The 23,547-nt window shown below is 46.3% G+C and carries 22 protein-coding genes and 4 riboswitches; of the genes, 12 read left to right on the top strand and 10 right to left on the bottom strand.

The genetic code is table 11. The features are described 5' to 3' along the window. Positions 1-33: 33 nt before the first annotated feature. Both PBN151_RS16785 and pdxR read right to left on the bottom strand, forming a co-directional pair. A complete protein-coding gene (locus tag PBN151_RS16785; protein ID WP_072729915.1) occupies positions 34-969 on the bottom strand; it encodes a D-alanine--D-alanine ligase in 936 nt (311 codons plus the stop codon). A 3-nt stretch (positions 970-972) separates the two neighbouring features. Then, on the bottom strand, positions 973-2,424 hold the full coding sequence (gene pdxR / locus PBN151_RS16780; protein WP_072729914.1) for a MocR-like pyridoxine biosynthesis transcription factor PdxR: 1,452 nt from the start codon (positions 2,422-2,424) through the stop codon (positions 973-975). Positions 2,425-2,645: 221 nt separating this feature from the next. On the opposite strand from pdxR, the gene PBN151_RS16775 reads away from it, so the two are divergent. The 5 genes from PBN151_RS16775 to PBN151_RS32535 all read left to right on the top strand — a co-directional run bounded on the left by PBN151_RS16775 (position 2,646) and on the right by PBN151_RS32535 (position 6,468). After that, positions 2,646-3,617 carry an aldo/keto reductase gene (locus PBN151_RS16775; protein WP_072729913.1) on the top strand — a complete coding sequence of 324 codons (972 nt, stop codon included), beginning with the start codon at positions 2,646-2,648 and terminating at the stop codon, positions 3,615-3,617. A 264-nt stretch (positions 3,618-3,881) separates the two neighbouring features. After that, a complete protein-coding gene (locus tag PBN151_RS16770) occupies positions 3,882-4,634 on the top strand; it encodes an MBL fold metallo-hydrolase (RefSeq protein WP_072729912.1) in 753 nt (250 codons plus the stop codon). 244 nt (positions 4,635-4,878) lie between these two features. Further along, entirely contained in the window at positions 4,879-5,277 is a 399-nt protein-coding gene (locus PBN151_RS16765; RefSeq protein ID WP_072729911.1) for a MerR family transcriptional regulator, read from the top strand. Positions 5,278-5,310: 33 nt separating this feature from the next. Then, on the top strand, positions 5,311-6,015 hold the full coding sequence (locus PBN151_RS16760) for a VOC family protein (protein ID WP_072729910.1): 705 nt from the start codon (positions 5,311-5,313) through the stop codon (positions 6,013-6,015). Between the two features lie 150 nt (positions 6,016-6,165). Then, a complete protein-coding gene (locus tag PBN151_RS32535; RefSeq protein WP_072729909.1) occupies positions 6,166-6,468 on the top strand; it encodes a DUF5316 family protein in 303 nt (100 codons plus the stop codon). 128 nt (positions 6,469-6,596) lie between these two features. Here the strand turns inward: PBN151_RS32535 and PBN151_RS16750 are convergent, their stop codons facing one another. The 4 genes from PBN151_RS16750 to PBN151_RS31360 form a co-directional block, all read right to left on the bottom strand. After that, positions 6,597-7,190: a GNAT family N-acetyltransferase gene (locus PBN151_RS16750; RefSeq protein ID WP_065291195.1), complete on the bottom strand. Its 594-nt coding sequence runs from the start codon at positions 7,188-7,190 to the stop codon at positions 6,597-6,599. Next, positions 7,150-7,983 carry a glutamate racemase gene (gene murI, locus PBN151_RS16745; protein ID WP_072729908.1) on the bottom strand — a complete coding sequence of 278 codons (834 nt, stop codon included), beginning with the start codon at positions 7,981-7,983 and terminating at the stop codon, positions 7,150-7,152. The genes PBN151_RS16750 and murI overlap by 41 nt, the downstream gene beginning before the upstream one ends. Positions 7,984-8,167: 184 nt before the next feature. Further along, the gene (gene gcvH / locus PBN151_RS16740; protein ID WP_072729907.1) at positions 8,168-8,560 is read right to left on the bottom strand and encodes a glycine cleavage system protein GcvH; all 393 of its coding nucleotides are present in this window, start codon (positions 8,558-8,560) and stop codon (positions 8,168-8,170) included. A 26-nt stretch (positions 8,561-8,586) separates the two neighbouring features. Beyond that, positions 8,587-8,793 carry a hypothetical protein gene (locus tag PBN151_RS31360; protein ID WP_175560736.1) on the bottom strand — a complete coding sequence of 69 codons (207 nt, stop codon included), beginning with the start codon at positions 8,791-8,793 and terminating at the stop codon, positions 8,587-8,589. Beyond that, a riboswitch (glycine riboswitch) is annotated at positions 8,753-8,861 on the bottom strand. Its footprint overlaps the gene before it by 41 nt. Before the next feature lie 163 nt (positions 8,862-9,024). Further along, positions 9,025-9,119, top strand: a riboswitch (glycine riboswitch). A 3-nt stretch (positions 9,120-9,122) separates the two neighbouring features. Continuing rightward, positions 9,123-9,246, top strand: a riboswitch (glycine riboswitch). A gap of 101 nt (positions 9,247-9,347) precedes the next feature. Between PBN151_RS31360 and gcvT the strand changes: the two genes are divergently transcribed. The 3 genes from gcvT to gcvPB are packed head-to-tail and all read left to right on the top strand — an operon-like array spanning position 9,348 to position 13,281. Beyond that, entirely contained in the window at positions 9,348-10,475 is a 1,128-nt protein-coding gene (gene gcvT, locus PBN151_RS16735; protein WP_072729906.1) for a glycine cleavage system aminomethyltransferase GcvT, read from the top strand. Further along, a complete protein-coding gene (gene gcvPA, locus PBN151_RS16730) occupies positions 10,472-11,827 on the top strand; it encodes an aminomethyl-transferring glycine dehydrogenase subunit GcvPA (RefSeq protein ID WP_072729905.1) in 1,356 nt (451 codons plus the stop codon). The genes gcvT and gcvPA overlap by 4 nt, the downstream gene beginning before the upstream one ends. Then, complete coding sequence (gene gcvPB / locus PBN151_RS16725; protein WP_072729904.1) at positions 11,824-13,281, top strand: aminomethyl-transferring glycine dehydrogenase subunit GcvPB; 1,458 nt, start codon at positions 11,824-11,826, stop codon at positions 13,279-13,281. The genes gcvPA and gcvPB overlap by 4 nt, the downstream gene beginning before the upstream one ends. Before the next feature lie 136 nt (positions 13,282-13,417). On the opposite strand, the gene PBN151_RS16720 is transcribed toward gcvPB, so the two are convergent. Beyond that, positions 13,418-15,019 (bottom strand): PASTA domain-containing protein, encoded by a 1,602-nt coding sequence (locus PBN151_RS16720; protein ID WP_072729903.1) that lies wholly within the window; start codon positions 15,017-15,019, stop codon positions 13,418-13,420. 364 nt (positions 15,020-15,383) lie between these two features. Then, complete coding sequence (locus PBN151_RS16715; protein ID WP_265332110.1) at positions 15,384-16,529, bottom strand: NAD(P)H-dependent flavin oxidoreductase; 1,146 nt, start codon at positions 16,527-16,529, stop codon at positions 15,384-15,386. A gap of 544 nt (positions 16,530-17,073) precedes the next feature. Here PBN151_RS16715 and PBN151_RS16710 point away from each other — a divergent pair. The 4 genes from PBN151_RS16710 to PBN151_RS16695 all read left to right on the top strand — a co-directional run bounded on the left by PBN151_RS16710 (position 17,074) and on the right by PBN151_RS16695 (position 20,501). Next, a complete protein-coding gene (locus PBN151_RS16710) occupies positions 17,074-17,328 on the top strand; it encodes a FeoA family protein (RefSeq protein WP_072729902.1) in 255 nt (84 codons plus the stop codon). Continuing rightward, positions 17,325-18,059 carry a FeoB small GTPase domain-containing protein gene (locus tag PBN151_RS16705; RefSeq protein WP_072729901.1) on the top strand — a complete coding sequence of 245 codons (735 nt, stop codon included), beginning with the start codon at positions 17,325-17,327 and terminating at the stop codon, positions 18,057-18,059. The genes PBN151_RS16710 and PBN151_RS16705 overlap by 4 nt, the downstream gene beginning before the upstream one ends. Next, entirely contained in the window at positions 18,037-19,440 is a 1,404-nt protein-coding gene (locus tag PBN151_RS16700) for a nucleoside recognition domain-containing protein (protein ID WP_072729900.1), read from the top strand. Before PBN151_RS16705 ends, PBN151_RS16700 begins: the two co-directional genes overlap by 23 nt. A gap of 227 nt (positions 19,441-19,667) precedes the next feature. After that, positions 19,668-20,501 (top strand): DUF2785 domain-containing protein, encoded by an 834-nt coding sequence (locus PBN151_RS16695; protein WP_072729899.1) that lies wholly within the window; start codon positions 19,668-19,670, stop codon positions 20,499-20,501. Positions 20,502-20,621: 120 nt separating this feature from the next. Here PBN151_RS16695 and PBN151_RS16690 read toward each other — a convergent pair whose 3' ends face one another. Together PBN151_RS16690 and dhaK are read right to left on the bottom strand one after the other, a co-directional pair. Further along, complete coding sequence (locus tag PBN151_RS16690) at positions 20,622-21,479, bottom strand: CAP domain-containing protein (RefSeq protein WP_072729898.1); 858 nt, start codon at positions 21,477-21,479, stop codon at positions 20,622-20,624. A gap of 6 nt (positions 21,480-21,485) precedes the next feature. Continuing rightward, a riboswitch (cyclic di-AMP (ydaO/yuaA leader) is annotated at positions 21,486-21,615 on the bottom strand. A gap of 171 nt (positions 21,616-21,786) precedes the next feature. Next, the gene (gene dhaK, locus PBN151_RS16685) at positions 21,787-23,547 is read right to left on the bottom strand and encodes a dihydroxyacetone kinase subunit DhaK (protein WP_072729897.1); all 1,761 of its coding nucleotides are present in this window, start codon (positions 23,545-23,547) and stop codon (positions 21,787-21,789) included.

Raw genomic sequence — 23,547 nt, 5'->3', positions numbered from 1 at the left:
TCCATACCTATCCATCACATTGTTCGTAGTGGATTAGGAATTCACTACAGCAGCATTCCTGTTTATATAAGTCCGTTCTTGCAGTGAGATTTCGATAATACGATGAAGCAGCTCACCGTACGATATCCCCGCTGCTTGTGCACTTTTAGGCAATAAGCTGTTTTTCGTCAACCCAGGAAGCGTATTGACTTCAATCACGTACGGAGTTCCTTGATGTAAAATCATATCAATACGAGCGTATACACTGCATTGCGCAGCTTCATATACGCCAAGAGCAGTCCGGCTAACCTGCTGCATCACTTGCTCCGGCAGCTCGATAACTACCTCGTCCGCACCACCATCCTCGTACTTGGAGGTATAATCGAAAAATTCCCCCTTCGGCTTAATCGATAGAATTGGCAGCATTGCTCCATCTAATATGGAGCATGTGATCTCTTCGCCCCGAATATATTGCTCAATCAGCACTTCCGAATCATATTGGAACGCTTCCTCTAAGGCCGCGACAAGCTCATCACGATTGTGCACCAACTGTACACCGATGCTGGATCCGCCTGCGTTTGGCTTAATGACGAGCGGATAACCTAGGTCTGCCTCAATCCGATCGATATCATAGGCGGAATTCGATCGCAGCATAAGCCAATCCGCTGTTGCGAAGCCTTCAAACTTCACTAGCTTCTTCGTCAGCAGCTTATTCATACATAAACTGCTTGATAATATCCCGCCCCCGGTATACGGAATCCCGAGCGTATCAAGTGTTCCTTGAATGGTGCCGTCTTCTCCGAACGCCCCATGCAACGCGAGGAGCGCGATATCAATCCCTGTAACCTTGTCAATCAGCTCTGCTTTGCTGTTCAATACAATAGGTACCGCCTCATACTTGCCAGTTAGGTGTTTCATCATTTCCTGACCTGTCATAAGCGAGACGTCTCGTTCTGTAGACACGCCCCCCATAATGATACCAACCTTCATCTGTTATCCCCCCTGGATGATTTGCTTTATTACGTTCCCTATGATTCGAGTCCCTCGCTCGATGTCTGGCTCCGATACGCGTGAAAATCCAATTCGGAATGTGTTGGCGCCTCCTCCATCTGTGTAGAATCGGCTTCCAGGTGTAAATAGAACGCCCTGTTCACGGCACTTCATAAGTACATCCTCAACATTAACCGAAGGATCCAGTTCAATAAATAAGTGGAGTCCACCATCGCCCCATAATCTGCGGAGTGGAATATGTTGTTCACAACACTGTACAGCCCATTCGTACTTGCGTTTATATACGGATTTGGCTTTTTTCAAATAAGATTCAAAATGCCCATTGTGTAAGTATTGATAGAGTACCGCTTGATCCAATGTTGAGGTATGGATCGTTCGAGCCCTCTTCATACTAACGAGATATGAAATGAGCTGCTCATCTGCAATAATCCAGCCGATTCTCATTCCTGGAAACAAAATTTTAGAGAAACTCCCGATATAGATAACATGATTAGCCCCGCCAGCGCAGGCAATAAGTGGTGCGACATGCGCACCTGAATAGCGCAGTTCCTCACTAAAGCCGTCTTCGATTACGGGTATGCCATGCTTGGCAAATAAGCGGATTGCAGTCATCCGCTTGCTAGGAGACATCACCACTCCAGTAGGATTCTGATAGGATGGGATTAAGTATGCCAGATCATAGGAACGTTCCTCTAATGCATTCGTTACCTGTTCCATGTTCATCCCATCGTGCTCCATCGCAATGCCTTCGATCTCGAGGCCATGCATCTTGAACAATTTAATGGCACTATGATGGGTAGGATTCTCACAAATGACACGCCCATGACGCTTATCCATAGCAGATAGGACAATATCGAGTCCTTCCGTGAAGCCGTTCGTAATGAGCATATCCTTGCCCTTCATATCAATGCCCTTAGATTCCATATATCGCTTCAACTCTTCAATTAGCGGCTGATATCCCTGAGCATATCCGTAATTCAGCATAATCTCGCCTTCGGCTGCAATACGGTCTACCAATGCCTGCTTAACATATTGAAGTGGAAATAATGATTCATCTGGCGCAATACTCATAAACGAGATCATTCCGCGCTCGCCGCGTACACCGTGTTTCATCACATCCATGCGCTCAGCAGTTTGCGCCTTCTCGCTCATTCTCTTGTTCCAGTCCATATTTGCTACAATTGTATCGGCTCGTTCAGCAGGTGAAGCATAGCTGCCCTGCCCAGGGATTGAATAGATGAGCCCTTCATCAGCAAGTTCTTGATAAGCTGCAATAACGGTGTTGCGGCTTACACCCCATACATTGCCAAGCTCCCTTGTCGAGGGAAGCTTCTGATCAGCTGTAAGCCATCCGCGATTAATGAGCAATCGCAAATAATCTCTAACTTGCAAATAAGCTGGTCTCCCCGGGATCAGCTTAAAATCTTGGAACATGTGCTCAACTCCCCTTTCTTATCTTGGCACAAACCCTTCCAATTGAGAAGAACCACATTCAGGTTATTTTACAACCGATGCGGTTCTTAGTCGATGTGATAGTGGAATCTAGCACTCTGCTGTAGTAAACTAGTAATGCATCATCCAGATATGATTTGGACGAACTCTAGGAAGCAACACGATTACTATTAATATTGACTACTACATTGGAGTGATTGCTTGTGACAACGTTACCATTGAATGAACGTGGAATTCCGGCAAGCCGCATCGTGCTTGGCTGCATGGGAATGGGCGGAAGCTGGGATAATGAGCCGTATACAAATGAACATGTGAAGCGTGCGGAAGCTGCTATTGAAGCGGCGCTTGAGATTGACATCAATATGTTCGACCATGCGAATATTTACTCCCGCGGCAAAGCGGAGCAAGTATTTGGCGACGTGCTGAAAGCGCAACCAGGATTACGCGAGAAGATTATTATCCAATCCAAATGCGGCATTCGTTTCGCTGATGGTGATATTCCGGGAAGATATGATTTCTCCAAGTCTCACATCTTAGAGAGTGTCGACGGCATTCTTAGCCGTCTCGGTATTGAATACTTGGACATATTGCTGCTGCACCGTCCTGATCCTCTGATGGAACCAGAAGAAGTCGCTGAAGCATTCAACCAATTGAAGCAATCCGGCAAAGTGCGTCATTTCGGCGTATCCAATATGAGTGCTGGTCAGATTCGACTTCTGCAATCATGCTTCAATGAACCTTTCGTTGCAAATCAGTTGGAAATGAGCTTAGCCCGCTATGGCTGGCTGGATGCAGGCGTGCACGTGAATCAAGCAGCTTCTGCTGACGATACCTTCCCAGATGGAACACTCGAATACTGCCGCATGAATGGCATTCAAATTCAATCTTGGGGACCGCTGGCGCAAGGCTTGTACTCTGGACGAAATCTTGACAATGAACCCGAATCGGTTCAAGCTACCGCGAAGCTTGTTCAGAAGCTAGCTTCCCAATACAATACAACTTGCGAAGCGATTGTACTTGCATGGCTAATGAGACATCCAGCACATATTCAGCCCGTAATTGGTACTGTTAATCCAGAGCGGATCCGCGCTTGCAAGGATGCAACTTCCATTACATTGTCACGTGAAGAATGGTATTCCCTCTACGTTAGCACGAGAGGCCGTATGCTGCCTTAATCATCGTTGACACAGCGATATAGATGACTGAAACAAGCGGCATCCGGATGGATACCGCTTTTCTTCTGTTGAATACGATTTTTTCGTTCAATATCGTAAATTCAAGATGATCAAATGCACAAAATGATTCGATGAGCATATTGACAATAATTTATTTATGTGTTAAGATATAATATTTATCTATTGATATTGAATACCATCCGTGATAAAACATATTATGCTAAGACGTAATGGCAAACCTTACTCACGATGGAGGGATATACTATGATCGTTGCACCAGGAGTCATGATGTTAGAGTTGGAATCTGAAGGCATCGGAGGACCAGTAGCAATTCATCCTACTCTAATATGGGATGAAGAGGATGCAATACTAATCGACACTGGGATGCCAGGGGATTGGATTCGAATCCAGCATGCGATGCAAGAAACAGGCGTGCCGCTCGATCGATTGCATGCTGTCCTGCTTACCCATCAAGACCTCGATCATATCGGGAGTCTGCCTGATGTGGTATCAGCCAAGGATGGCCATCTCGAGGTGATAGCACACCACGAAGACGCCCCATACATAGAAGGCAAATATCCACTCATTAAGACTAGCCGCGAAGCTATGGCGAAGCTTCTGCCGCTGCTGCCAGAAGAACATCGTCCTAAAGTTCTGGCCATGTGTAACATGCATCCATCAGCGAACGTAACCCGATTGATTACGGATAATGAAGTTCTTCCTTACTGCGGCGGAATCCGCATTATCCACACGCCTGGTCATACAGCTGGGCATGTCAGCATCTATTTGGAGCGCAGCCGTATCTTGCTAGCCGGCGACGCGATGATAAGCGTTCATGGAATGCTGCAAGGCCCCGTCCCGCATGCGACGCTGGACATGGACAGCGCAATTCACTCTCTCGCCAAGCTGACCAAATATCCGATTGACACAGTTATCTGTTATCATGGCGGTCTGTCTGAACAGAACATACACCATCAGATCCTGCAACTATCACATTCGTCGATAACGAAGCCATAATAAAGAGGGCAGCTAACCAACATCCTATTGTGGTTAGCTGCCCTCCTCTTTCCTTTTGAAATCAACACACCATACACTTTTCAAATCGGATAATGTAAAAAACCTTTCTTTTCTACCTCACTGGTTCCTACTCTTACATTTCCTGCTCGCTCATAGAAATGTTGATTATTACGTATTGACCTTCACATCATGTCATCCTTTACACTATGTTTGTGGCCGCATTATGAAGGAGTTGGTACCAACAATGCATATTCGTGAATTATCTAAGCTTACAGGAGTCAGTCTTCGTTCCCTGCGTTATTACGAGCAGAAGCATCTGCTGTCCCCCGCTCGTTCAGAGAATGGGTATCGCATATACGAAGACATCGATGTCCAGCGCGTTCAGCTGATCCAGTTATTCTTGAAGCTTGGAGTTAGCACTGTTGAGATAGCGCGCCTGATTCAGAACTGTGAAGGGTTGCCAGGGCGTAACAGCAATAACAGCAATAACAGCAATAACAGCAATCATCAAGCTGAATGCGCTGCAGCATTTTATGAAGAACGACTTCAGGAGATAAGAGAACAGATTCAATTATTACGAGAAGCAGAGCTGCAACTAGAAAAACTAGTTACTCATTGGAAGCAACATATAACAGACAATTAATATTGTAATTTGAGAAGAAACGAGGGATTTCCTATGCTGTTTTTGGATCATGTTACACTTGCAGTACCTAATTTGTCTCAAGCAGTCCATCTTATTCAAGAAACTACTGGCATTATATTTACGAAGCAAGTCATTCCGTTCCCAGGAACAATTGGGCAGGTTGCCTATTTAAGAGAGGGATTTATTGAACTCATCGCCTTAGAGGATTTAGAAGAAGCACAGAAGACGCCATTGGGCTCAGCATTCGCTGCATTTGCCTCTCAACGTGCAGGGATTTTCGGAGTCGCATTAGAAGTAACAGGAGGGTTGCCTTCATTTATTGAACCTGCAAGAAGTCTAGGAATACCTTACATAGGACCTAACCATCAACTCGCTCCATTAGAAGACGGAACCAGCATCTCTTTTCAGACGGCCTACATTGGACCACACATGCCATGGTTAATCGAGTACGAGCAATCGCGTGTCTGGCCTAGTTCATATACATTGACTGGAGTCGAAATTCAAACAACGAATATTGAAAAGGATTTATCTGTGTATTCCAGCGCCTACCAGATGCAAGCATCCATTGCAACAGATTCCGGCAGCCTGGATCGGATATTCTTGCTTGATCGTGGTTGGCTATCACTTCACCATACCGATACAAATGAAACATCAGGGTTTAACGCCATAGTTTTGAAGAAGGATAGCGATACATTCCGTATTCTGTGTACATCTCAGGGTGTACAAGTAACTTCGTAAGGATGCTGGCTTCATAAGTCTCCTTGTTCACCATCATAAATTCAATACTCGTTTTTTTGATTGATTTTATTCGAATTAAATTTGATCTAACTTTCACATAGATTGAATTTGGTGTATGATGGGTAATAGTGGAATTCGAGGAGGTGTGATATGATCTTACGACGTATTGCAATTGGGCTCGTTTTCATTGTACTTTCAGTATTGTATGTGTACATTTGGCAAAATGGAGATCTCCGCTCCTTATTCAACATCAATTGCTATTTAGGTTTAGGGTTGTGGGTAGTCGGTTCCCTTTTCTCGGGTCTATTCAGGGATGATACGAAGCTTAAATTTAATATGGGCCATATTCCAGAAGAAGACCATCGAAGAAATATTAAATTCAGCGGTACGATGTTTTTAATTGGGCTGCCGAGTATTATAACATCCATCATTATCTTTACTTTTGTCCTATAAGCGAGCGGCTTAATCATCATATAAGAAAGAGAGGATGTTAGCCCCATCTACTTGGCGGGCACATCCTCTCTTTGTATTTATTGATACATAACTGTGAATTGAACGATTGAATAGCGGTATAACTATAACTACACATACACCTGGTGCAAATATTGCTCGAGCCTCTCCTTCACCTGTGGCCATTCCTCATCAACTATGCTGTACACATTCGAGTCGCGAATATACCCGTCCTCCATCACCCGATGTCGGCGCAATTTCCCTTCGTATACGGCTCCTAACCGTTGAATGGCGCGATTCGAGCGCTCATTGCGCACATCTGCCGTCAGCTGAACACGAATCGTATGCAGCTGTTCAAAGCAATATTGCAGCAGCAAATACTTGCACTCTGTATTGATGCGAGTACGCCATACAGAAGGGTGATACCATGTGCCGCCAATCTCGGCATATCGATGCAAGGCAGACATATTCATTATTCTCGTCGCGCCAATAATTCGCTCTGTAAGCTGATCAATGACAACGAATGGATACTCAGTCCCCTTCTCGCGGTTCAGAACAGCATCATGAATCACTCGTTCTGCATCCGTAAGACTGCGGATGGTGCGCGGCAAGTAGTGCCAAATATCAGGATGAGATGCTGCTTCGTATAAATCTTCCTTATGTTCAGGAAGCATCGGGATCAGCTTAGCACTGCTCCCCGTCAGCTCGAACAATTGATTGTTCATTCGTATCCATTCCCCCGAAGGTCTGATAGGTATAGAGTGCAGTCTGTAACTTGTCTATGTATTTCTGCTCATGACTTGAACACATAAATTGAATTGAAGGGCGAACTGACGTATCCGATGACTGCTTAAGCTGGTTTTCCTGCATTACTTGTGCTAGACGCTGCACGGTGCCATGGCTGCCGTCTATAAGCTGGATATGAGCAGGGATAATGTCTCTCAATATGTGCTTGTAATAGGGATAATGCGTACATCCTAACACAATCGTTCCATACTGATTCAAATCCAATCCAGCAAGCTTATGCACGAAGTAGTCTCCTATCACTCCCTTATCAAAGTTTAACTGCTCGCAATACTCTACCAATTCCGGCAAGGGAATCGAATCCACAATATGTTCTTCGTCAATTCGACTGATTAATGTATGGTATTTGTTCTGACTTAAGGTTAACGCTGTCGCGAATACAAGCACACGCTTGCCATTGTCGCGATTCATTTCCACGGCAGGCTTGACTGCTGGCTCCATCCCGATGATCGGAATGTCGTACTTCCGTCTTAGTTCTGACGCTGCGATGCTTGTCGCTGTATTGCACGCAATAACAAGCGCCTTCACATTGTGCTGCATGATGTCTTCCACAGCTGAATCTACATGGCGCATTACTTCGGATTGAGATTTCGTCCCATAAGGGACATGCAGCGTATCTGCATAAAATAAATATTGTTCATGCGGCATATGCTTCATAGCCTCAGCCAACACGGTTATTCCACCGATTCCAGAATCAAAAAAAGCGATTGTCATTCCATTCACCTAGCATTCTTATTAGCATTGCAACATCTAGTTGTCGATGCTTATATTGTACTCCTTTTCGGCGGTGAATCCTATCGAAATTTGTCAGAAAGCAAATGAAAAAACCTGCTGCACCAGCATGATACCGGTACAGCAGGTTCTTAGTTCTCAACCTATTGTTCCTTCAACTATTCAACTATTCATCTATCAGCTTCGTGTACTGCTCTGCATTCAGCAAGTGCTTCACAGCTTCCTCAACGCTGCCTTCTACTTCAACTTCTGCAATCCATCCATCTTCGTAGGGGCTGCTGTTCACAAGCTCTGGCGACGCTTCCAATCCATCATTGACCTTCGTAATTGTTCCGGATACCGGACAGTACAACTCAGATACAGTCTTCACCGATTCAATTGATCCCATGCTGTCCCCTGCGGACAAGCTGGTACCTACTGGCGGAAATTCGATGAATACGATGTCTCCCAGCTGGGATTGTGCATGATCTGTAATGCCAACTCGTACCGTATTGCCTTCTATGGCAATTACCCATTCATGCTCTTCACTATACAGCAATCCATTCTTCACTTCACTCATGTCAACGCCCCATTTCATTCATAATGTCATTCATCAGGCCGTCTATCCAATCGAGATCGTAAAAATGGACAGGAAGCGGCCTTGTCGCCTTGTTCTCTGTCCTCGGTACCTGAGAGTTCCCGTTCCTCCACAGCCACAACTGCGGTTGAACTTACCCCTTTGGCGGCATAGAAATGCACTCTCCAGAGCTGCGTCAGAATGGCGGTTATGGAACCTGAGAGATTCATTGCCAATCGGCGGCTGGCAACTTGCTCCTTCGGTGTTGACAATCGCAATTGTCAAACTCTCCCGACCTTCCTCGTTCGCGAATTACGATTAAACTGGGTAATTATAACACCATTAGATTATTGCAAGATATGCATGATTGTCAATATGACAAGCTATGAAATCAGTTGTGAAGAAAATATCAATTGACAAAGTGTGGAAAGCTCAACTAATGTAGAGATGACAGCTGAAAATGGCGAATGATGGTAAAGGGAGAGACTGCTGAGACATAGCAGCGCCGAAGGAGTAAGCCTGAATGGGTGAATCTCTCAGGCAAAAGGACTTTTACCGGACGCACCTCTGGAGAGCACTGCTATTCATGAAAACGAATACAGTCACCCAAGGGGAAAGTCGATGGTAGACACGGAAACAAACAATTTGTTTGCGACAATCGGCGACACTCTCAGGTACAAAGGACAGAGCGAGAGAATGAGAGGATGCGATGCATCCACTTTTCTTTCGGCTGTCCTTTTTATGTTCGTATACCGATAATTAGTCCAAATACGCGTATCGAGGTGAATTCATGAGTCAATTGAAGAGAACGCCAATATTTGATCAATACTCTGCTTATCCGGGTGCACGCTGCATTGACTTCGGCGGCTGGGAGCTCCCTGTTCAATTTATCGGCATTCAACGAGAGCATGAAGCAGTTCGTACACATGCAGGTCTATTCGATGTCTCCCACATGGGTGAATTTATCGTAAGCGGCCCTGCCTCCCTGACGTTTCTTCAACAGATGACAACAAATGATGTATCGCGGCTCGAGGATGGCAAAGCACAATATACGCTGCTGTGCTACCCTGACGGAGGAGTTGTCGATGATATTCTCATTTATCAGATGAAGAGCGACCGTTACATGCTCGTCGTTAATGCCTCCAACATTGATAAAGACTATGCATGGCTGCAGAAGCATCTGATTCATGGCGTTACATTGACCAATGTTTCGAATCGCACAGCATTGCTTGCCCTTCAAGGGCCGAATGCCCAAGCGATTCTTGCTGCGGTAACTGAGGCACCTATTGATTCGCTCGCTCCATTCCATTTCCTATCGGATGCTCAAGTCTGCGGCGTATCAACACTGCTGTCTCGCTCAGGCTATACCGGTGAAGATGGCTTCGAACTCTACTTGTCCGCAGAAGATGCAGCGCACGTATGGAATGAGCTGATTCGCGCGGGCGAACCGTTCGGCTTGCTCCCAGCAGGGCTTGGTGCTAGAGACACCTTGCGCTTCGAGGCACGTCTGCCCCTCTATGGACAAGAAATTACTGCCGATATCTCGCCGCTTGAGGCAGGACTAGCACGATTCGTCAAGCTGGATAAGGGCGACTTCATCGGCCGTGTAGCATTAACGAAGCAGAAGACCGATGGACCGGCACGAAAGCTGGTAGGCATCGAGATGATCGACAAAGGCATTCCTCGCTCCCATTATCCAGTGCTTGCAGATGGGCGCGTGATCGGAGAAGTTACAACAGGAACACAGTCGCCGACATTAAAGCGCAATCTAGGGCTAGCCTTGATTGAATCCGCATTCTCTGAATTGGATACAGAAATTCTTGTCGAAATTCGCGGCAAGCAGTTGAAAGCCCGCGTCGTCTCGACTCCATTTTATAAACGAATCCCGACCCCTGCCAAAGGAGCGAATCCATCATGAAGCATCGTTACATTCCAGTGACGGAACAAGATCAGGCTGACATGCTGCAGCAGATCGGCATCTCTTCCATTGACGAGCTATTCCGCGATATCCCAGCCTCCATTCGTTACAATGGAGTACTGCCCATGTCTGAACCATTAGATGAAGCAGCCATGATGAAGCATATGAAGGAATTGGCCTCCCGCAATGCTAACAGTGAGAGCCATACCAGCTTCCTTGGTGCTGGCATATACGATCATCATATCCCTGTAGTCATTCAGCATCTAGTCTCTAGATCAGAGTTCTATACCGCCTATACACCCTATCAGCCTGAAATCAGTCAGGGTGAATTGCAAGCAATCTTTGAATTTCAATCCTATATATGCGAGCTGACTGGTATGGCTGTTGCCAATGCCAGCATGTATGATGGCGCTACTGCACTTGCAGAAGCTGGGGCACTGGCGGTCGGCGCAACGAAGCGCAAGCAGCTTGTCATCTCGAGCACTGTCCATCCAGAAGCGAGACAGATTGTTCGCACAATGGCTCGAGGACTTAATGTTGAAGTGGTCGAGATTGGATATGAAGACGGCGTGACTGACCTTGATCAGCTGAAGCGTGCTGTCACGGACGAGACTGCTGCCGTACTGATTCAGTCCCCGAACTTCTTCGGATGCATTGAAGATGTGCGCGCCATTGAACCGATTGCACATGCAAATAAAGGCCTGCTCATCATGAGTACGAATCCACTGAGTCTTGCTATGTTGGAGAGTCCTGGCAAACTAGGTGTCGACGTATGTGTTGGAGATGCCCAGCCGCTTGGCATTGCAGCATCTTACGGCGGTCCTACATGCGGTTTCTTTGCCGTTGCAGAGCCCTATATGCGCCGCATCCCAGGCAGGATTGTCGGCTTGACCAAGGATCTGGATGGCAAGCGTGGATTTGTTCTAACACTCCAAGCGAGAGAACAGCATATTCGTCGCGAGAAGGCGACATCCAACATCTGCTCAAACCAAGCACTTCTTGCTCTTGCTGCTTCCGTCTATATGTCCGTCATGGGCAAGATGGGAATGCAAAAGGTATCGAAGCTCAATATACAGAAGTCTCATTATGCAGCTGCTTATATCAATAACAAGCCCAATCTGGGATTAGCATTCCAAGCGCCTTATTTCAATGAATTCGTACTTCGTCTCCCGCAAGGTACTGACATGGATCGATTGCAGTCTATGCTCCTGGACAACGGATACATCGGCGGCTTGGATCTTGGCCACTTCTATCCTGAACTGGAAGGACATATGCTCATTGCGGTCACGGAGAAAAAATCCAAATCAGACATCGAACAATTTATTGACCTGCTGGAGGTGAGCTGCGTATGAAACCGGAACAAGCACTCATATTTGAATTAAGCCATCCTGGCCGTATTGCCTATTCCTTACCGGAATGTGATGTTCCAGAAATCGAGATTCATGAGCTTATCCCAACTTCGATGCTACGCAGTCAAGAGGCTGAGCTGCCTGAAGTGTATGAGGTTGATGTGATTCGACATTATACCGCCTTATCACGCCGCAACTTCGGCGTAGACAATGGCTTCTACCCGCTCGGCTCTTGTACGATGAAATATAATCCGAAAATTAACGAGGATGCAGCAAGGCTGACAGGACTCGCAGCAATCCATCCTTATCAGCCTACAAGCACGGTGCAAGGGGCTCTAGAGCTGCTGTACACGCTGCAGGAAGATCTAGCTGCCCTTACTGGTATGGATAAGGTCACCCTTCAGCCTGCGGCAGGCGCGCATGGAGAATGGACGGGGTTGATGATGATCCGCGCTTACCATGAGAGTCGCGGCGAGCAGCGGACGAAGGTAATCGTTCCTGATTCCTCGCATGGTACGAACCCCGCTAGTGCAACTGTAGCTGGCTTAGATACGATTACAATACCGTCTAACGAACAAGGGTTCGTTGATCTGGAAGCACTCAGAGCCGCAGTTGGATCTGATACGGCAGCATTGATGCTCACGAACCCGAGTACACTCGGATTGTTCGAAGAGCATATTGTCGAGATCGCGAGCATTGTTCATGAAGCTGGCGGATTGCTCTATTATGATGGCGCTAACTCCAATGCCATTATGGGTATTACGCGTCCTGGGGATATGGGCTTTGATGTTGTCCATTTGAATTTGCACAAGACGATGAGTACGCCTCATGGCGGCGGCGGCCCTGGTGCTGGCCCTGTTGGCGTGAAGAGCAAACTGATTCCATTCCTCCCTTCCCCTACGGTGATGAAGCATGAGGATGGTTCATATGAATTCGATCAAGGCTCTCCGCTGTCCATTGGACGAGTCAAGGCCTATAACGGTAACTTCGGTATCCTCTTGCGCGCCTACGTATATATTCGCACTTACGGTCCAGAAGGGCTGCGCCGTGTATCTGAATGCGCGGTACTGAATGCCAACTACATGATGCACCGTCTGGCGCCTTATTACGATATTCCATATCCAGGCGTATGCAAGCATGAGTTTGTGATGTCAGGCAAAGGGTTGAAGCAGTACGGCGTGCGGACGCTGGATGTTGCCAAGCGCCTTCTTGACTTCGGCTTCCATCCGCCAACCATCTACTTCCCGCTCAATGTCGAGGAATGTATGATGATCGAGCCTACGGAAACAGAGAGCAAGCAGACGCTGGATCGCTTCATCGATGTGATGATCCAGATCGCACAGGAAGCGAAGGAACAGCCTGAACTGCTGCTGAATGCACCGCATTATACGGATGTGAAGCGATTGGATGAAACCCAAGCCGCACGGAAGCCTGTATTGAACTGTGCTTGTAATTAATAAGTAATAAGCAGCAACATGCAAAATGCCCCGAGCGCCTACCGACAATTCGGTTACGGCACTAGGGGCATTTCATTATTGGACGAAATGTAACTTACCTTCAGTCCTTCAGTTTTATAGCATTAGATTGCTTTTATTATTTCTTCGCTCGGCTAACATAGAATTTAATCTTGTCACCCTTCTTCGCAGCTCCACCAGCAGGAACTTCTTGCTTAAATACTTTCCCTGCTTCCTGTTCATCCGAGTTCTCGAGAACATACTCATATTTCAAGCCGCTTGCAAGAATCTGCTTCTCCGCTTCTTCCTTCGACAAGCCCACCAAGTTAGGAACAGCAATCTCACCAGACTTCGGCGGTTCCGTCGTTGTATTCGTGTTCGGATCCGGCTGCTGGCCATCAGGCTGCTGACCGTCTGGTGGCGATGTCGTGTCTGGCGTTGTCCCTGTCTGACCATCATGAGCACCGTTATTCGTCGTACCAGAATCTGTTGTATGATCGTCAGGTTTCTTCTCTGGCGTCGTAGGCGGAGTTACACTCGTATTGTTCGAGTTGGAATCCCTATTACGGTCATGGTCACGGTCGCGCTCTGTCGACTTCCGATCCGCATCATCCGATTTCTTCTCCGTCTCGCGTTCTTGAGAGGAATTGTCATTGGATGAATTATTATTGTTATCTGTCACTGGCGGCTCTGTTACGTTTGTAGAAGAGCCAGAGTCCTGTTGGCTTGCATCTGAATCCGTTCCCAGCTCTGTTGCTGGATTCTCTGTTGCAACCTGATCGTTAGACTCTGGAGCATCAGTAGATATTGCTGCATCATTTGCCTTCGACAAGGAGTTTGCCAACATGACTGCTCCGCCCAATACGCAAATAAATACGGCAGCACATGCAAGAATGAGTATCATTTTCTTGCGGCCCACATTCTCCGCGTTATCCGCTTCATAAGGTGCGGCTTCTTCTTCCTCCGCCTCTTCCTCAGCAGTGATGAGCAGCTCTGGATCCACTTTCGGAACGGGCGGCGTATAAATGCCCCCAATTGTCTTCACAGGGATGTTCGGCGAATCCATAATCTCGCGGAGCGTCAGCATGAAGGAAAACTGCGAGATTTCTCCTAAATAGACACTCTGTACGAGAGACAACAGCGCTTCCTTCTGACCTGGAGACAGTTCCTTCAATGCACCGGCCAAGCGCGACTCATACATTTCATAGTATTGAGGCACATTCAAATGCAGTGTGCTCAGCTGATACAGCAAGTAGCACAGTCCCAATGTACCGCAGCGCTCGGTCGGTGCCTCTGACCAATAGTTCATCACAAGAACTTGATGATCCTCCGTAATCCACAAGTTGTCGACAGATACGGAGAAGTTCGTAATATTCGATTCCAGCGCATCTTGAATCGCCTTACCAACTTCATATAACAAGGACAGCGTCTTGTTGGCACTCAGCGCGTGATGCTGTATGTACTTCGCCAGCGGCATTCCGCTATAGGAGGTGAACACCACGAAGAAATCACTGCCGGACGTCCCTGCATTCAGCATATGGAAGAATCGATTATTTGAAAAATGCGAGATTTGACCAAACGCTTTCTTGCATTGCTCAGCCTTATCCAGTCCCTTATTCTCTACCAAATATATAAATACATCTCTCTTAAGTGACAAATCTATGGCTTCATATAAAACTCCATCTGCCAAATGCAAAATTACCTTGCATAATTGATAACGTTCCCCAATGTAAGCACTCATATGTCTTGCTCCTCCGCGATTCATGCTTGGAAGCCCAACGCTGAACGTCGAGCTCTCCTAAGACATTATGAAGCAAATTATGATTTTTTGCAAAACTTGCATTAACGAAACATTGTGCAGCTATTTGCCAATTCCTTAAACTATCGCCTACATAGCTTAATCTGGCTCATTTTCGTAAATTTTTCAGATTATTTTCTTCCATCATTTTCATTAACGATTCATCAACATTTCGTTATCAAATTATCGTGATTTATTCGTTGTCTAGTCGTTGATGAATCATTGATTTGACATCGTTTCATCATCGTTTCATCATCGTTTCATCATCGTTTAATCATCATTGTATCACCATCGGTCGCTCTCAATTTTACTTTTGCAACGTCTCCACTACATCTCTCCATTGCTTGATCAACTGCTCCATCTTGTCATGCGCTCCTTGAATTTCCCCCATTCGTGCTGCTTGCCCTGCCCATAATGACATGTATTGAGGATTATTGGTTCGAGCAGCCGACTGTCTAACGCTTCTAGTAAGTTCATTCATAATTGGATAAGCAGGTATGGAATCGTGATAAGTCTCCAGCCTGCGAATGAGATCATTCCGTATTCCTCTTGCAGGCTTGCCTGAGATTGTCCTCGTAATGACCGTACTGCATTCGTCAGATGCGCGAATGGCCGCTTGATAAGCGGGATGTGCCCCACTCTCCTTGCACAGCAGGAAAGCACTCCCTAACTGTGCTGCTTGTGCTCCAAGGGCCATGACCGCCGCTATCCCGCGTCCATCCATTATACCGCCGGCAGCAATGACGGGAGCGGATACCTGATCGACAATAAGAGGAACTAACGCCAATGTGCCGATTAGAGATGAATAGGGGTCTCCCACAAATGTTCCACGATGGCCGCCTGCCTCACTGCCCTGAGCCACGATCATATCGATACCTGCAGCTTCAAGCTGAATCGCCTCGGCAACATGTGTTGCTGTTCCTATTAAGATAATGCCAGCTTCTCTCAATTGACGAATATAGATCTCATCGAGAATTCCGAATGTAAAGCTGAGAACCGGAACGTTCTCTTCAAGAATGACTTGAATCTGGTTATGAAAAGTTAGCCGATAAGCTGACTCATCAAAGCAGTATGTCTCTTTGCTTCTATCTTTACTTCTATCTTTACTTCTACCCTCGCTGATTTCTTGACCTTGCTCATTCAGCTGTCTATCGATATTCTGTAAATCTTCCATCACTGCATCCGATATATGCTGATCAATCCCAGCTGGTTCTGGTATGAATAGATTTACTGCAAAGGGCTTGCTCGTAAGCTGCTTAATTGCCCGAATTGCTTTTCTCATCTGTTCAGGCTGCATGTATCCCGCTCCCAACGTCCCGAGCCCTCCAGCGCTCGATACAGCCGCTACAAGCTCAGGGGTGGTTGCTCCCCCTGCCATCCCTGCTTGAATAATCGGGTATTGGATGCCTATTCGATGGATTATCGTATTAGACTTATTCAATCTATCACTCACGATTCAATCTTCCCTTCTGCACCAAGGATTTGAAAATCGATCATGCTATTTTCGTACATGTACGATATCGCCTCGTTCCACACTCTACCCTTCGACGAATGAGGTGGAATTTCCTGTATATTAGCCGCTTCTAGTTGTTCTGACACGGTACATAATTGATGCATTGAACATAATGTGTTCCCATCAGTGTCATCGTGCGTACAATGTCTATGAATCATTATGCAGGGTTTAGAATTGCTGGTGGGCTAAGCGTAATCCGTTTACCATCATCACTGTCGAGAAGCGAACTCACGATATTTAGAATGCGATAATGATCAATCCAACTAGAATGATAATTTTCACGGAGAAGATGGCAACGTTTCCACCCTTCACGCATATGATAAATATAAATATTTTTGCATCGGGGAAAGTTTTTGTTGCCCAACAAACATAGTTGACCTATACTAATGAAGTAGCATGAACGGAACAATTCCGCTTTTTTTTGGGACAAATCTTGCACTAGGCAAACTTTTTAGGACATGGTGAAATCAGGAGAGTGAATCAAATGCATTCAAATGTCGTAACGCTATACAGTGCTGGCACAGGCCAGCATGTACGGTTGAATCGAATCGAAGTTCAAGGAGTACTACGGAGAAGATTGCTTGATCTCGGTTTTGTTCCAGGCAATGTGATCGAAGTGCTGCAGCGCAGTCCGCTCGGCGATCCGATCGCATTCCGAGTCAATAATACAACGATAGCGCTTCGCAAGGAAGAAAGCATACTCATGTATGGCGAAATAGTTGGGAGTGATGATCAATGACAGAACAATATACGGTTGCCTTAGCCGGCAATCCAAATACCGGTAAAAGCACCTTATTCAATTCCCTTACAGGAATGCGGCAGCATACGGGAAACTGGGCGGGAAAAACCGTCCTAACAGCAGAAGGCCACTTCAATCATGAAGGTACTACCTATAAAATGGTCGACCTGCCAGGTACGTATTCGCTCTATTCCAATTCCGCCGACGAGGAAGCCGCTCGGGATTATATTATTTTTGAGAAACCCGATGTGACACTCGTCGTATTGGACGCGACATCACTGGAACGTAATTTGAACTTGGCACTGCAAGTGATGGAAATGACCAACCGCGTTGTTGTCTGTATTAACTTGATGGACGAGGCGAAGCGGCTCGGTGTTAAGATCGACATTGATGCGATTGAGAAGAAGCTTGGTGTACCCGCAGTGGCGATCTCTGCACGACACCGTACTGGGATTGATCAAATGATGGAGAAAATTAGGGGCGTAGCTTCCGGCAAGATTGTACCTGCCCCGCTGCTCGTGCAATATAGCGAGGATATAGAAGAGAAAATCGCAGCACTAGAACCGATCATTCGGGAGAAGCTTGGCACATCATTTCCAACAAGATGGATTGCACTTCGTCTGCTTGACGGTGATGAGAGCTTGATCAATTCGATGAGATCCAGATGGAACTCGCCGGTCGCAGATACCGTGAAGGGAGTTGTTTCATATGGCCACACCGCTTGCCACTAATTCAGAATCATTGGACTCCTTATTGTCCAGAGCACGCACTCTTGCAAGCGGAGAAGCAATTCGGGACGGAATTGTAACGGATATTTATCGTACGACGCGTGATATATGCAGTGCAGCCGTTGTCTATGAAGACAAGAAGAAATTAAAAAGCACATACCGGTTAGACAAGATTCTAACCTCTCCGATCTGGGGCTTTCCGATCATGCTCGCCATCTTGGGTGTTGTATTTTGGTTGACGATTGCTGGAGCGAATGTTCCGTCGGAAATGATATTTTCCTTCTTCGAAGTGATTGAAGGGTACTTAAACACGGCATTTGAAGCAATGAATGCTCCTGCTTGGTTGCATGGCATTCTTGTACTCGGCTTATATCGCGGTACATCATGGGTAATCAGTGTCATGCTGCCGCCAATGGCTATTTTCTTCCCTATTTTCGCGTTACTTGAGAATTTCGGGTATCTGCCTCGAGTTGCATTCAACATGGATCGTCTATTCAAAAAGTCAGGCGGACACGGAAAACAAGCCTTGACGATGTCAATGGGCTTCGGATGCAATGCAGCAGCGATCTTGTCTACACGGATTATCGAATCGCCACGAGAACGCATGCTAGCGATATTAACGAATAACTTCGTACCATGCAACGGCAGATGGCCGACCCTGATTCTGTTGTCATCTCTGTTCATGGCAGCAGGTGTAGCAAGCGGGATGCAGACGATCGTAACGGCAGCTATCGTGATGGGTATGGTTATGATTGGGATTGTTGTCACCTTGACCGTATCTTGGGTCATGTCCAAAACAGCACTGCGCGGTGTGCCCACACATTATACGCTTGAACTTCCACCGTACCGCAGACCGCAAGTCTGGAAGACGATTTTATTGTCGTCACGTGACAAATCCCTTAACGTATTGACTCGCGCTGTCGTTATTGCGGCACCGGCCGGCGTTCTGACTTGGATTCTTGGCAACGTATTTGTCGGTGGCGACAGCGTATTGAATCATATGGCTTCGTTCTTCGATCCATTCGCCCATGCTATTGGCTTAGATGGATTCATCGTTATGGCATTCCTGCTCGGCTTGCCTGCGAACGAGGTTGTCCTACCTATCTTGCTAATGGGCTACTTGTCCTCTGGGGCAATGGTTGATGCAGATGGAATGGAGAACATCAAGGATATCTTCCTGCAGCATGGGTGGACGTGGTTGACTGCATTGAACATGATGCTGTTCTCCTTGCTCCACTACCCTTGCGGAACGACATTATTCAACATTTATAAAGAAACGAAGAGTGCAAAATGGACAATATTATCTGCCGTTATTCCGCTTGGAATCGCTATAGCTGTCACCTTCGCCACGGCTCAGCTCGCTAGAGCCTTCGGTTGGGTATAAAGTTATCGCCCACCCCCTTAACGATTATGTTCAGGGGGTTTCTTATTCATTCCCTCCTTACTTGCTAACTATACCGTATTGCTAGAAACCATGATTTCGTTCGTTATTACCATTCGTCTACATATACATTTCTTTCCTATCATGTTAAAATGATCATCTCATTCTTTTTATGATTATTCATTAGCGAATACAAATACCTAAACATCTTTAATGGGGGGATTCATTTCATGGACAAGCAGCAGCTGCGCTCAATTATGGATCATCAATATGAGCTACCAACAGAAATCGAACAATATGAAGCCGTACAACAAGTAGTCAGCCTACTTGGCTCTACAGATCCTGAATTGAGGGATGATCTTGCATACGGGATATTATATGAATGGCTTATTACACAAAAAATCCTGACCGCTGGACAACTAACAGAGCTTCTTCATCAGACGTTATCAGACCAAATGCTTTTCAAAGGAATTGGGACTGCTGAGAACGATTCGGTCTTCCAACGTACATTCTCCGCCCTCTTACTCGCACTGCTTCTGAAGCGTGATGAACAACAGCCTTATATAAGCAAGCCTTTATATGAACACATTGCGAAGCGAGTTGTTGATTATTGCATGCAGGAGAACGATTATCGCGATTATGTAGAAGTTAAAGGATGGGCTCATGCTCCAGCTCACATCGCAGATGTCATGGCTGCTTGTGTACGCAGTCCACACATTGGCCCAGAGGAATGCAAGAAGCTTCTCAGTGCCATTGAGCACATGCTTCTTCATGCGAATCATATCTTGCGAACAGAGGAAGATGAACGCATGGCGACAGCCGTCTTGTCAATGCTTGAGCTTAATAAGTTGTCGTTCACGTCCTATTGCGCGTGGCTTATGCAGGTTGAGCTGCCCAATGAAGACAAAGTGATTTATCGCTGTAGACGCATAAATGTTAAAAATTTTGCTCGATCTGTATGGATGCGTGCAGCAATGAGAGAATTCATCGTTCCAACAACAGAATGGCACAATTGGTATAACATTGAAAAGAAACTGAATCCGGTCTTCAACAGAGACATATAAGATCAACTTCATTTCTGTTAATTTCCTCGTTATTCTCTTGTAGAGCGCCTGATTAAATACAAAAAAAAGAACCTGCATTTACCTGCAGGTTCTTGATGTGATATCTACATACTTAACTCGTTAGCCTGTGAATGATTGTACCCACACACCATTGTAGTATGCAACACCGATGGAAGTGAAGCTGGAGTTCAGGATGTTCTTACGGTGTCCATCGCTGTTCATCCACGCGTTCATTACTTCTTGCGGATTACGTTGGCCTTTGGCAATGTTCTCGCCAGCAGTATTGAAATTGACACCTTGTGCTCTCATCAGATCGAATGGGGAGCCAAGTGTTGGAGATTGATGGTCAAAGTAGTTGTTATCATTCATATCTTTCGCCTTGATCATCGCAACTTTGTTCAATTGTGCATCGGATTTCAATGGCTGCAAACCAGCATTCGCACGTTCTTGGTTCACCAAATCGATAACTTGGCTAGCGAAGTCACTGTTCGCATTGTTGTTGTCTTGTGGCGCAGTTGGTTTATTGTCACCAGGTGTTGCTGGTTTTTCAGCTTCTGGCTTGTTTACTTCTGGTTTGTTAACCTCAGGCTTTTCAACTTCAGGTTTCTCGATTTCTGGCTTCTCTACCTCAGGTTTCTCAACTTCAGGTTTGTTTGCTTCTGGCTTTTCAACTTCTGGTTTATTTACTTCCGGCTTGTCCACCTCTGGCTTTTGAACGGGAGGCGGAACGATTGGCTTATTCCCAATTTCTTTTTGAATGGCTTCCATCCATTTGGACAAGATTTGCTTCAATTCCGAGTTATCTTGGAATACTTTATCAAAGTCCATATTCATACCCAGGTTTGAACAATTCGAGTTCATCATTGGATTCGGCTGTTGCACTGGGCTAACGGGTGCTGCCATAGCAGAGTTCACCGCCATAACCGGTGCCAATGCAATCGCACTTGTAATTACAACTTTCTTAAATGTCTTCTTCATCCTGTACATCTCTCCCTTTGCAGCCTGCGAGGTTAGCTGTCGGGTTCGGGTTAAAGTGGACTCCCCTGTCGCTACACGACTTCACCCCAATGAATCGGTTCCCCCGCGCTCTGACGAGCTTCGGCTTGTTTTGTGGTACGTTTCCGATCCTAACACGGATAATACAGGAGATCATTTCAAATATATTGTAATTAATTATAATATCTTCCAAACGAAAAGAACCGGAGTATGCTAGACTGCACTCCGGTTCTACTTTTCTAGTATTCCATTTGGTCGGAAATTGTTCTATTCCTAATTCGCTCGCTTCTTACTTGATCACTTGGGACAACGCTGTGAAAATCACACCAAGCGCATAGGCACCAGCATCAGGATAGCCAAGACTCCGTTCGCCAACCGCCCCCGCTCTTCCCATACGAGCTACAATTGTCTCTGTATACTTTGCACCTTGAACAGCAGCCTCTGCCGCTTTCACAGAAGCAGTCTTCACATCATCGCCCTCAGACGCACTCTGTACCCACGCATCTGCAAATGGAGCCAACGCATCGACAAGTGTCTTATCCCCAACTACAGCTCCTCTTCCAAATGAGCGCTCGCCCGTGTCTTGAATGCCTTTAACAACTGCTTGCATCATTTGTGCAAATTCAGAAACGGTCAATTCTACGCGTTCGCCCGCGAACTTGCTGGCTGCACGGAATGCTGAACCCCAGATTGGGCCAGAAGCGCCGCCGCAATGCTCCATAATAACTAACGAGCAAGCATGGAGGAAGCTGCCCATGTTATCTGAATGATGTGCAATGATGTCATGCCATTCTCTTTTCAATTGCTTGAAGCCCTTCGCCACACTCATACCGAAGTCGCCATCACCTGCATGTGAATCCAACTCGCAGAATGGAACTTCATTTTCAATAATGATTTCGCTCATCTTGTCTGTTAGATAGATCAGGTTATTAACCGTGAACACATTATGTTCGACCTTCGAGAAGGCCTCGTCCGTCTCTACTGTAAAAGATACCTCGTGGCTCGCAGTTCCTGCTTCGGACATCTCCTCAGGATGGATTGGTTCAAATGAACCACTCACCTGCAGCGCTGGCGTATTGCAGCTTGCTTCGAGGTAATGCTTAAGCTGTTCATCCAAGCGGATAACCGACACCGACGCACCAGCCATATCGATACTTGTCATGTAGTTGCCTACGAATACTTTAACAAGAGTAATTTGTTGCGCATGAATCTCCCGAACTACAGCGTTCGCCAGCAAGTACAATTCTTGCAGCGGGGAACCGCCAAATCCGTTAATCAGCACGGCTAACTCCTGCTTAGAGCCTGCTGTAATCTTCATGTCACGGAACAAATCCGCAACCATTTTCTTCGCCAGTTCGTTAGCAGAAGCGATCTTCTCTCGGCGAATGCCAGGCTCCCCATGAATTCCTACGCCGTACTCGATCTCATCGTCATTCAACTGGAACGTTGGTGTTCCTTTTGCTGGAACTGTGCATGAGGTAAGCGCGAATCCAATACTTCTTGTGTTGTCGATCGCGTGCTGAGCAATCGCCTTCACTTCTGCAAGCTCCAAGCCCTCTTCAGCGGCCGCACCTGCAATTTTATGAACGAGCACTGTCCCTGCAACACCTCTGCGGCCAACCGTGTATAGACTGTCCTCTACAGCTATATCGTCGTCCACTTTGACATAATCGACCTGAATTCCGTCTTCTTTGGCTAGATGCGACGCATTTTTGAAGTTCATAATGTCGCCACTGTAGTTCTTAATAATGAGCAGCGTTCCCTTCTTGCTTGCAGAGGCCTTTAACGCTTGATAAATTTGAATTTGTGATGGGGATGCAAATACATCACCGCATACGGCTACATCGAGCATGCCTTGTCCAACAAATCCAGCGTGAGCTGGTTCATGACCGCTTCCTCCGCCACTGATCAACGTAACCTTGTTCTCATTCACGATTTTTTTCTTGACAATCTTGTATTTGCTGATGAACTCCAGTTCCGGATGTGCAAGCACCATACCGTTACACATTTCCCGAACCAATGTTTCCGGTTGATTCAATATTTTTTTCAT

The sequence above is a fragment of the Paenibacillus sp. NAIST15-1 genome, from assembly GCF_001894745.1.
Taxonomy (GTDB): Bacteria; Bacillota; Bacilli; order Paenibacillales; family Paenibacillaceae; genus Paenibacillus_B; species Paenibacillus_B suaedae.
Note: the sequence above shows the minus strand (reverse complement) of the source record. Positions and strands in the feature narration are given on the sequence as shown.

What these genes read in the sequence shown, in the direction of transcription:
- gcvPA (WP_072729905.1), top strand. Translation starts at nt 10,472, where the DNA reads ATGAAGCATCGTTACATTCCAGTGACGGAACAAGATCAGGCTGACATG.
- dhaK (WP_072729897.1), bottom strand. Translation starts at nt 23,547, where the DNA reads ATGAAAAAAATATTGAATCAACCGGAAACATTGGTTCGGGAAATGTGT.
- PBN151_RS16785 (WP_072729915.1), bottom strand. Translation starts at nt 969, where the DNA reads ATGAAGGTTGGTATCATTATGGGGGGCGTGTCTACAGAACGAGACGTC.
- PBN151_RS16750 (WP_065291195.1), bottom strand. Translation starts at nt 7,190, where the DNA reads ATGAACAATCAATTGTTCGAGCTGACGGGGAGCAGTGCTAAGCTGATC.
- PBN151_RS16720 (WP_072729903.1), bottom strand. Translation starts at nt 15,019, where the DNA reads ATGAGTGCTTACATTGGGGAACGTTATCAATTATGCAAGGTAATTTTG.
- PBN151_RS32535 (WP_072729909.1), top strand. Translation starts at nt 6,166, where the DNA reads ATGATCTTACGACGTATTGCAATTGGGCTCGTTTTCATTGTACTTTCA.
- PBN151_RS16770 (WP_072729912.1), top strand. Translation starts at nt 3,882, where the DNA reads ATGATCGTTGCACCAGGAGTCATGATGTTAGAGTTGGAATCTGAAGGC.
- PBN151_RS16765 (WP_072729911.1), top strand. Translation starts at nt 4,879, where the DNA reads ATGCATATTCGTGAATTATCTAAGCTTACAGGAGTCAGTCTTCGTTCC.
- gcvPB (WP_072729904.1), top strand. Translation starts at nt 11,824, where the DNA reads ATGAAACCGGAACAAGCACTCATATTTGAATTAAGCCATCCTGGCCGT.
- PBN151_RS16760 (WP_072729910.1), top strand. Translation starts at nt 5,311, where the DNA reads ATGCTGTTTTTGGATCATGTTACACTTGCAGTACCTAATTTGTCTCAA.
- PBN151_RS16710 (WP_072729902.1), top strand. Translation starts at nt 17,074, where the DNA reads ATGCATTCAAATGTCGTAACGCTATACAGTGCTGGCACAGGCCAGCAT.
- murI (WP_072729908.1), bottom strand. Translation starts at nt 7,983, where the DNA reads ATGACAATCGCTTTTTTTGATTCTGGAATCGGTGGAATAACCGTGTTG.
- PBN151_RS16690 (WP_072729898.1), bottom strand. Translation starts at nt 21,479, where the DNA reads ATGAAGAAGACATTTAAGAAAGTTGTAATTACAAGTGCGATTGCATTG.
- gcvH (WP_072729907.1), bottom strand. Translation starts at nt 8,560, where the DNA reads ATGAGTGAAGTGAAGAATGGATTGCTGTATAGTGAAGAGCATGAATGG.
- PBN151_RS16695 (WP_072729899.1), top strand. Translation starts at nt 19,668, where the DNA reads ATGGACAAGCAGCAGCTGCGCTCAATTATGGATCATCAATATGAGCTA.
- pdxR (WP_072729914.1), bottom strand. Translation starts at nt 2,424, where the DNA reads ATGTTCCAAGATTTTAAGCTGATCCCGGGGAGACCAGCTTATTTGCAA.
- PBN151_RS16700 (WP_072729900.1), top strand. Translation starts at nt 18,037, where the DNA reads ATGGCCACACCGCTTGCCACTAATTCAGAATCATTGGACTCCTTATTG.
- PBN151_RS16705 (WP_072729901.1), top strand. Translation starts at nt 17,325, where the DNA reads ATGACAGAACAATATACGGTTGCCTTAGCCGGCAATCCAAATACCGGT.
- gcvT (WP_072729906.1), top strand. Translation starts at nt 9,348, where the DNA reads ATGAGTCAATTGAAGAGAACGCCAATATTTGATCAATACTCTGCTTAT.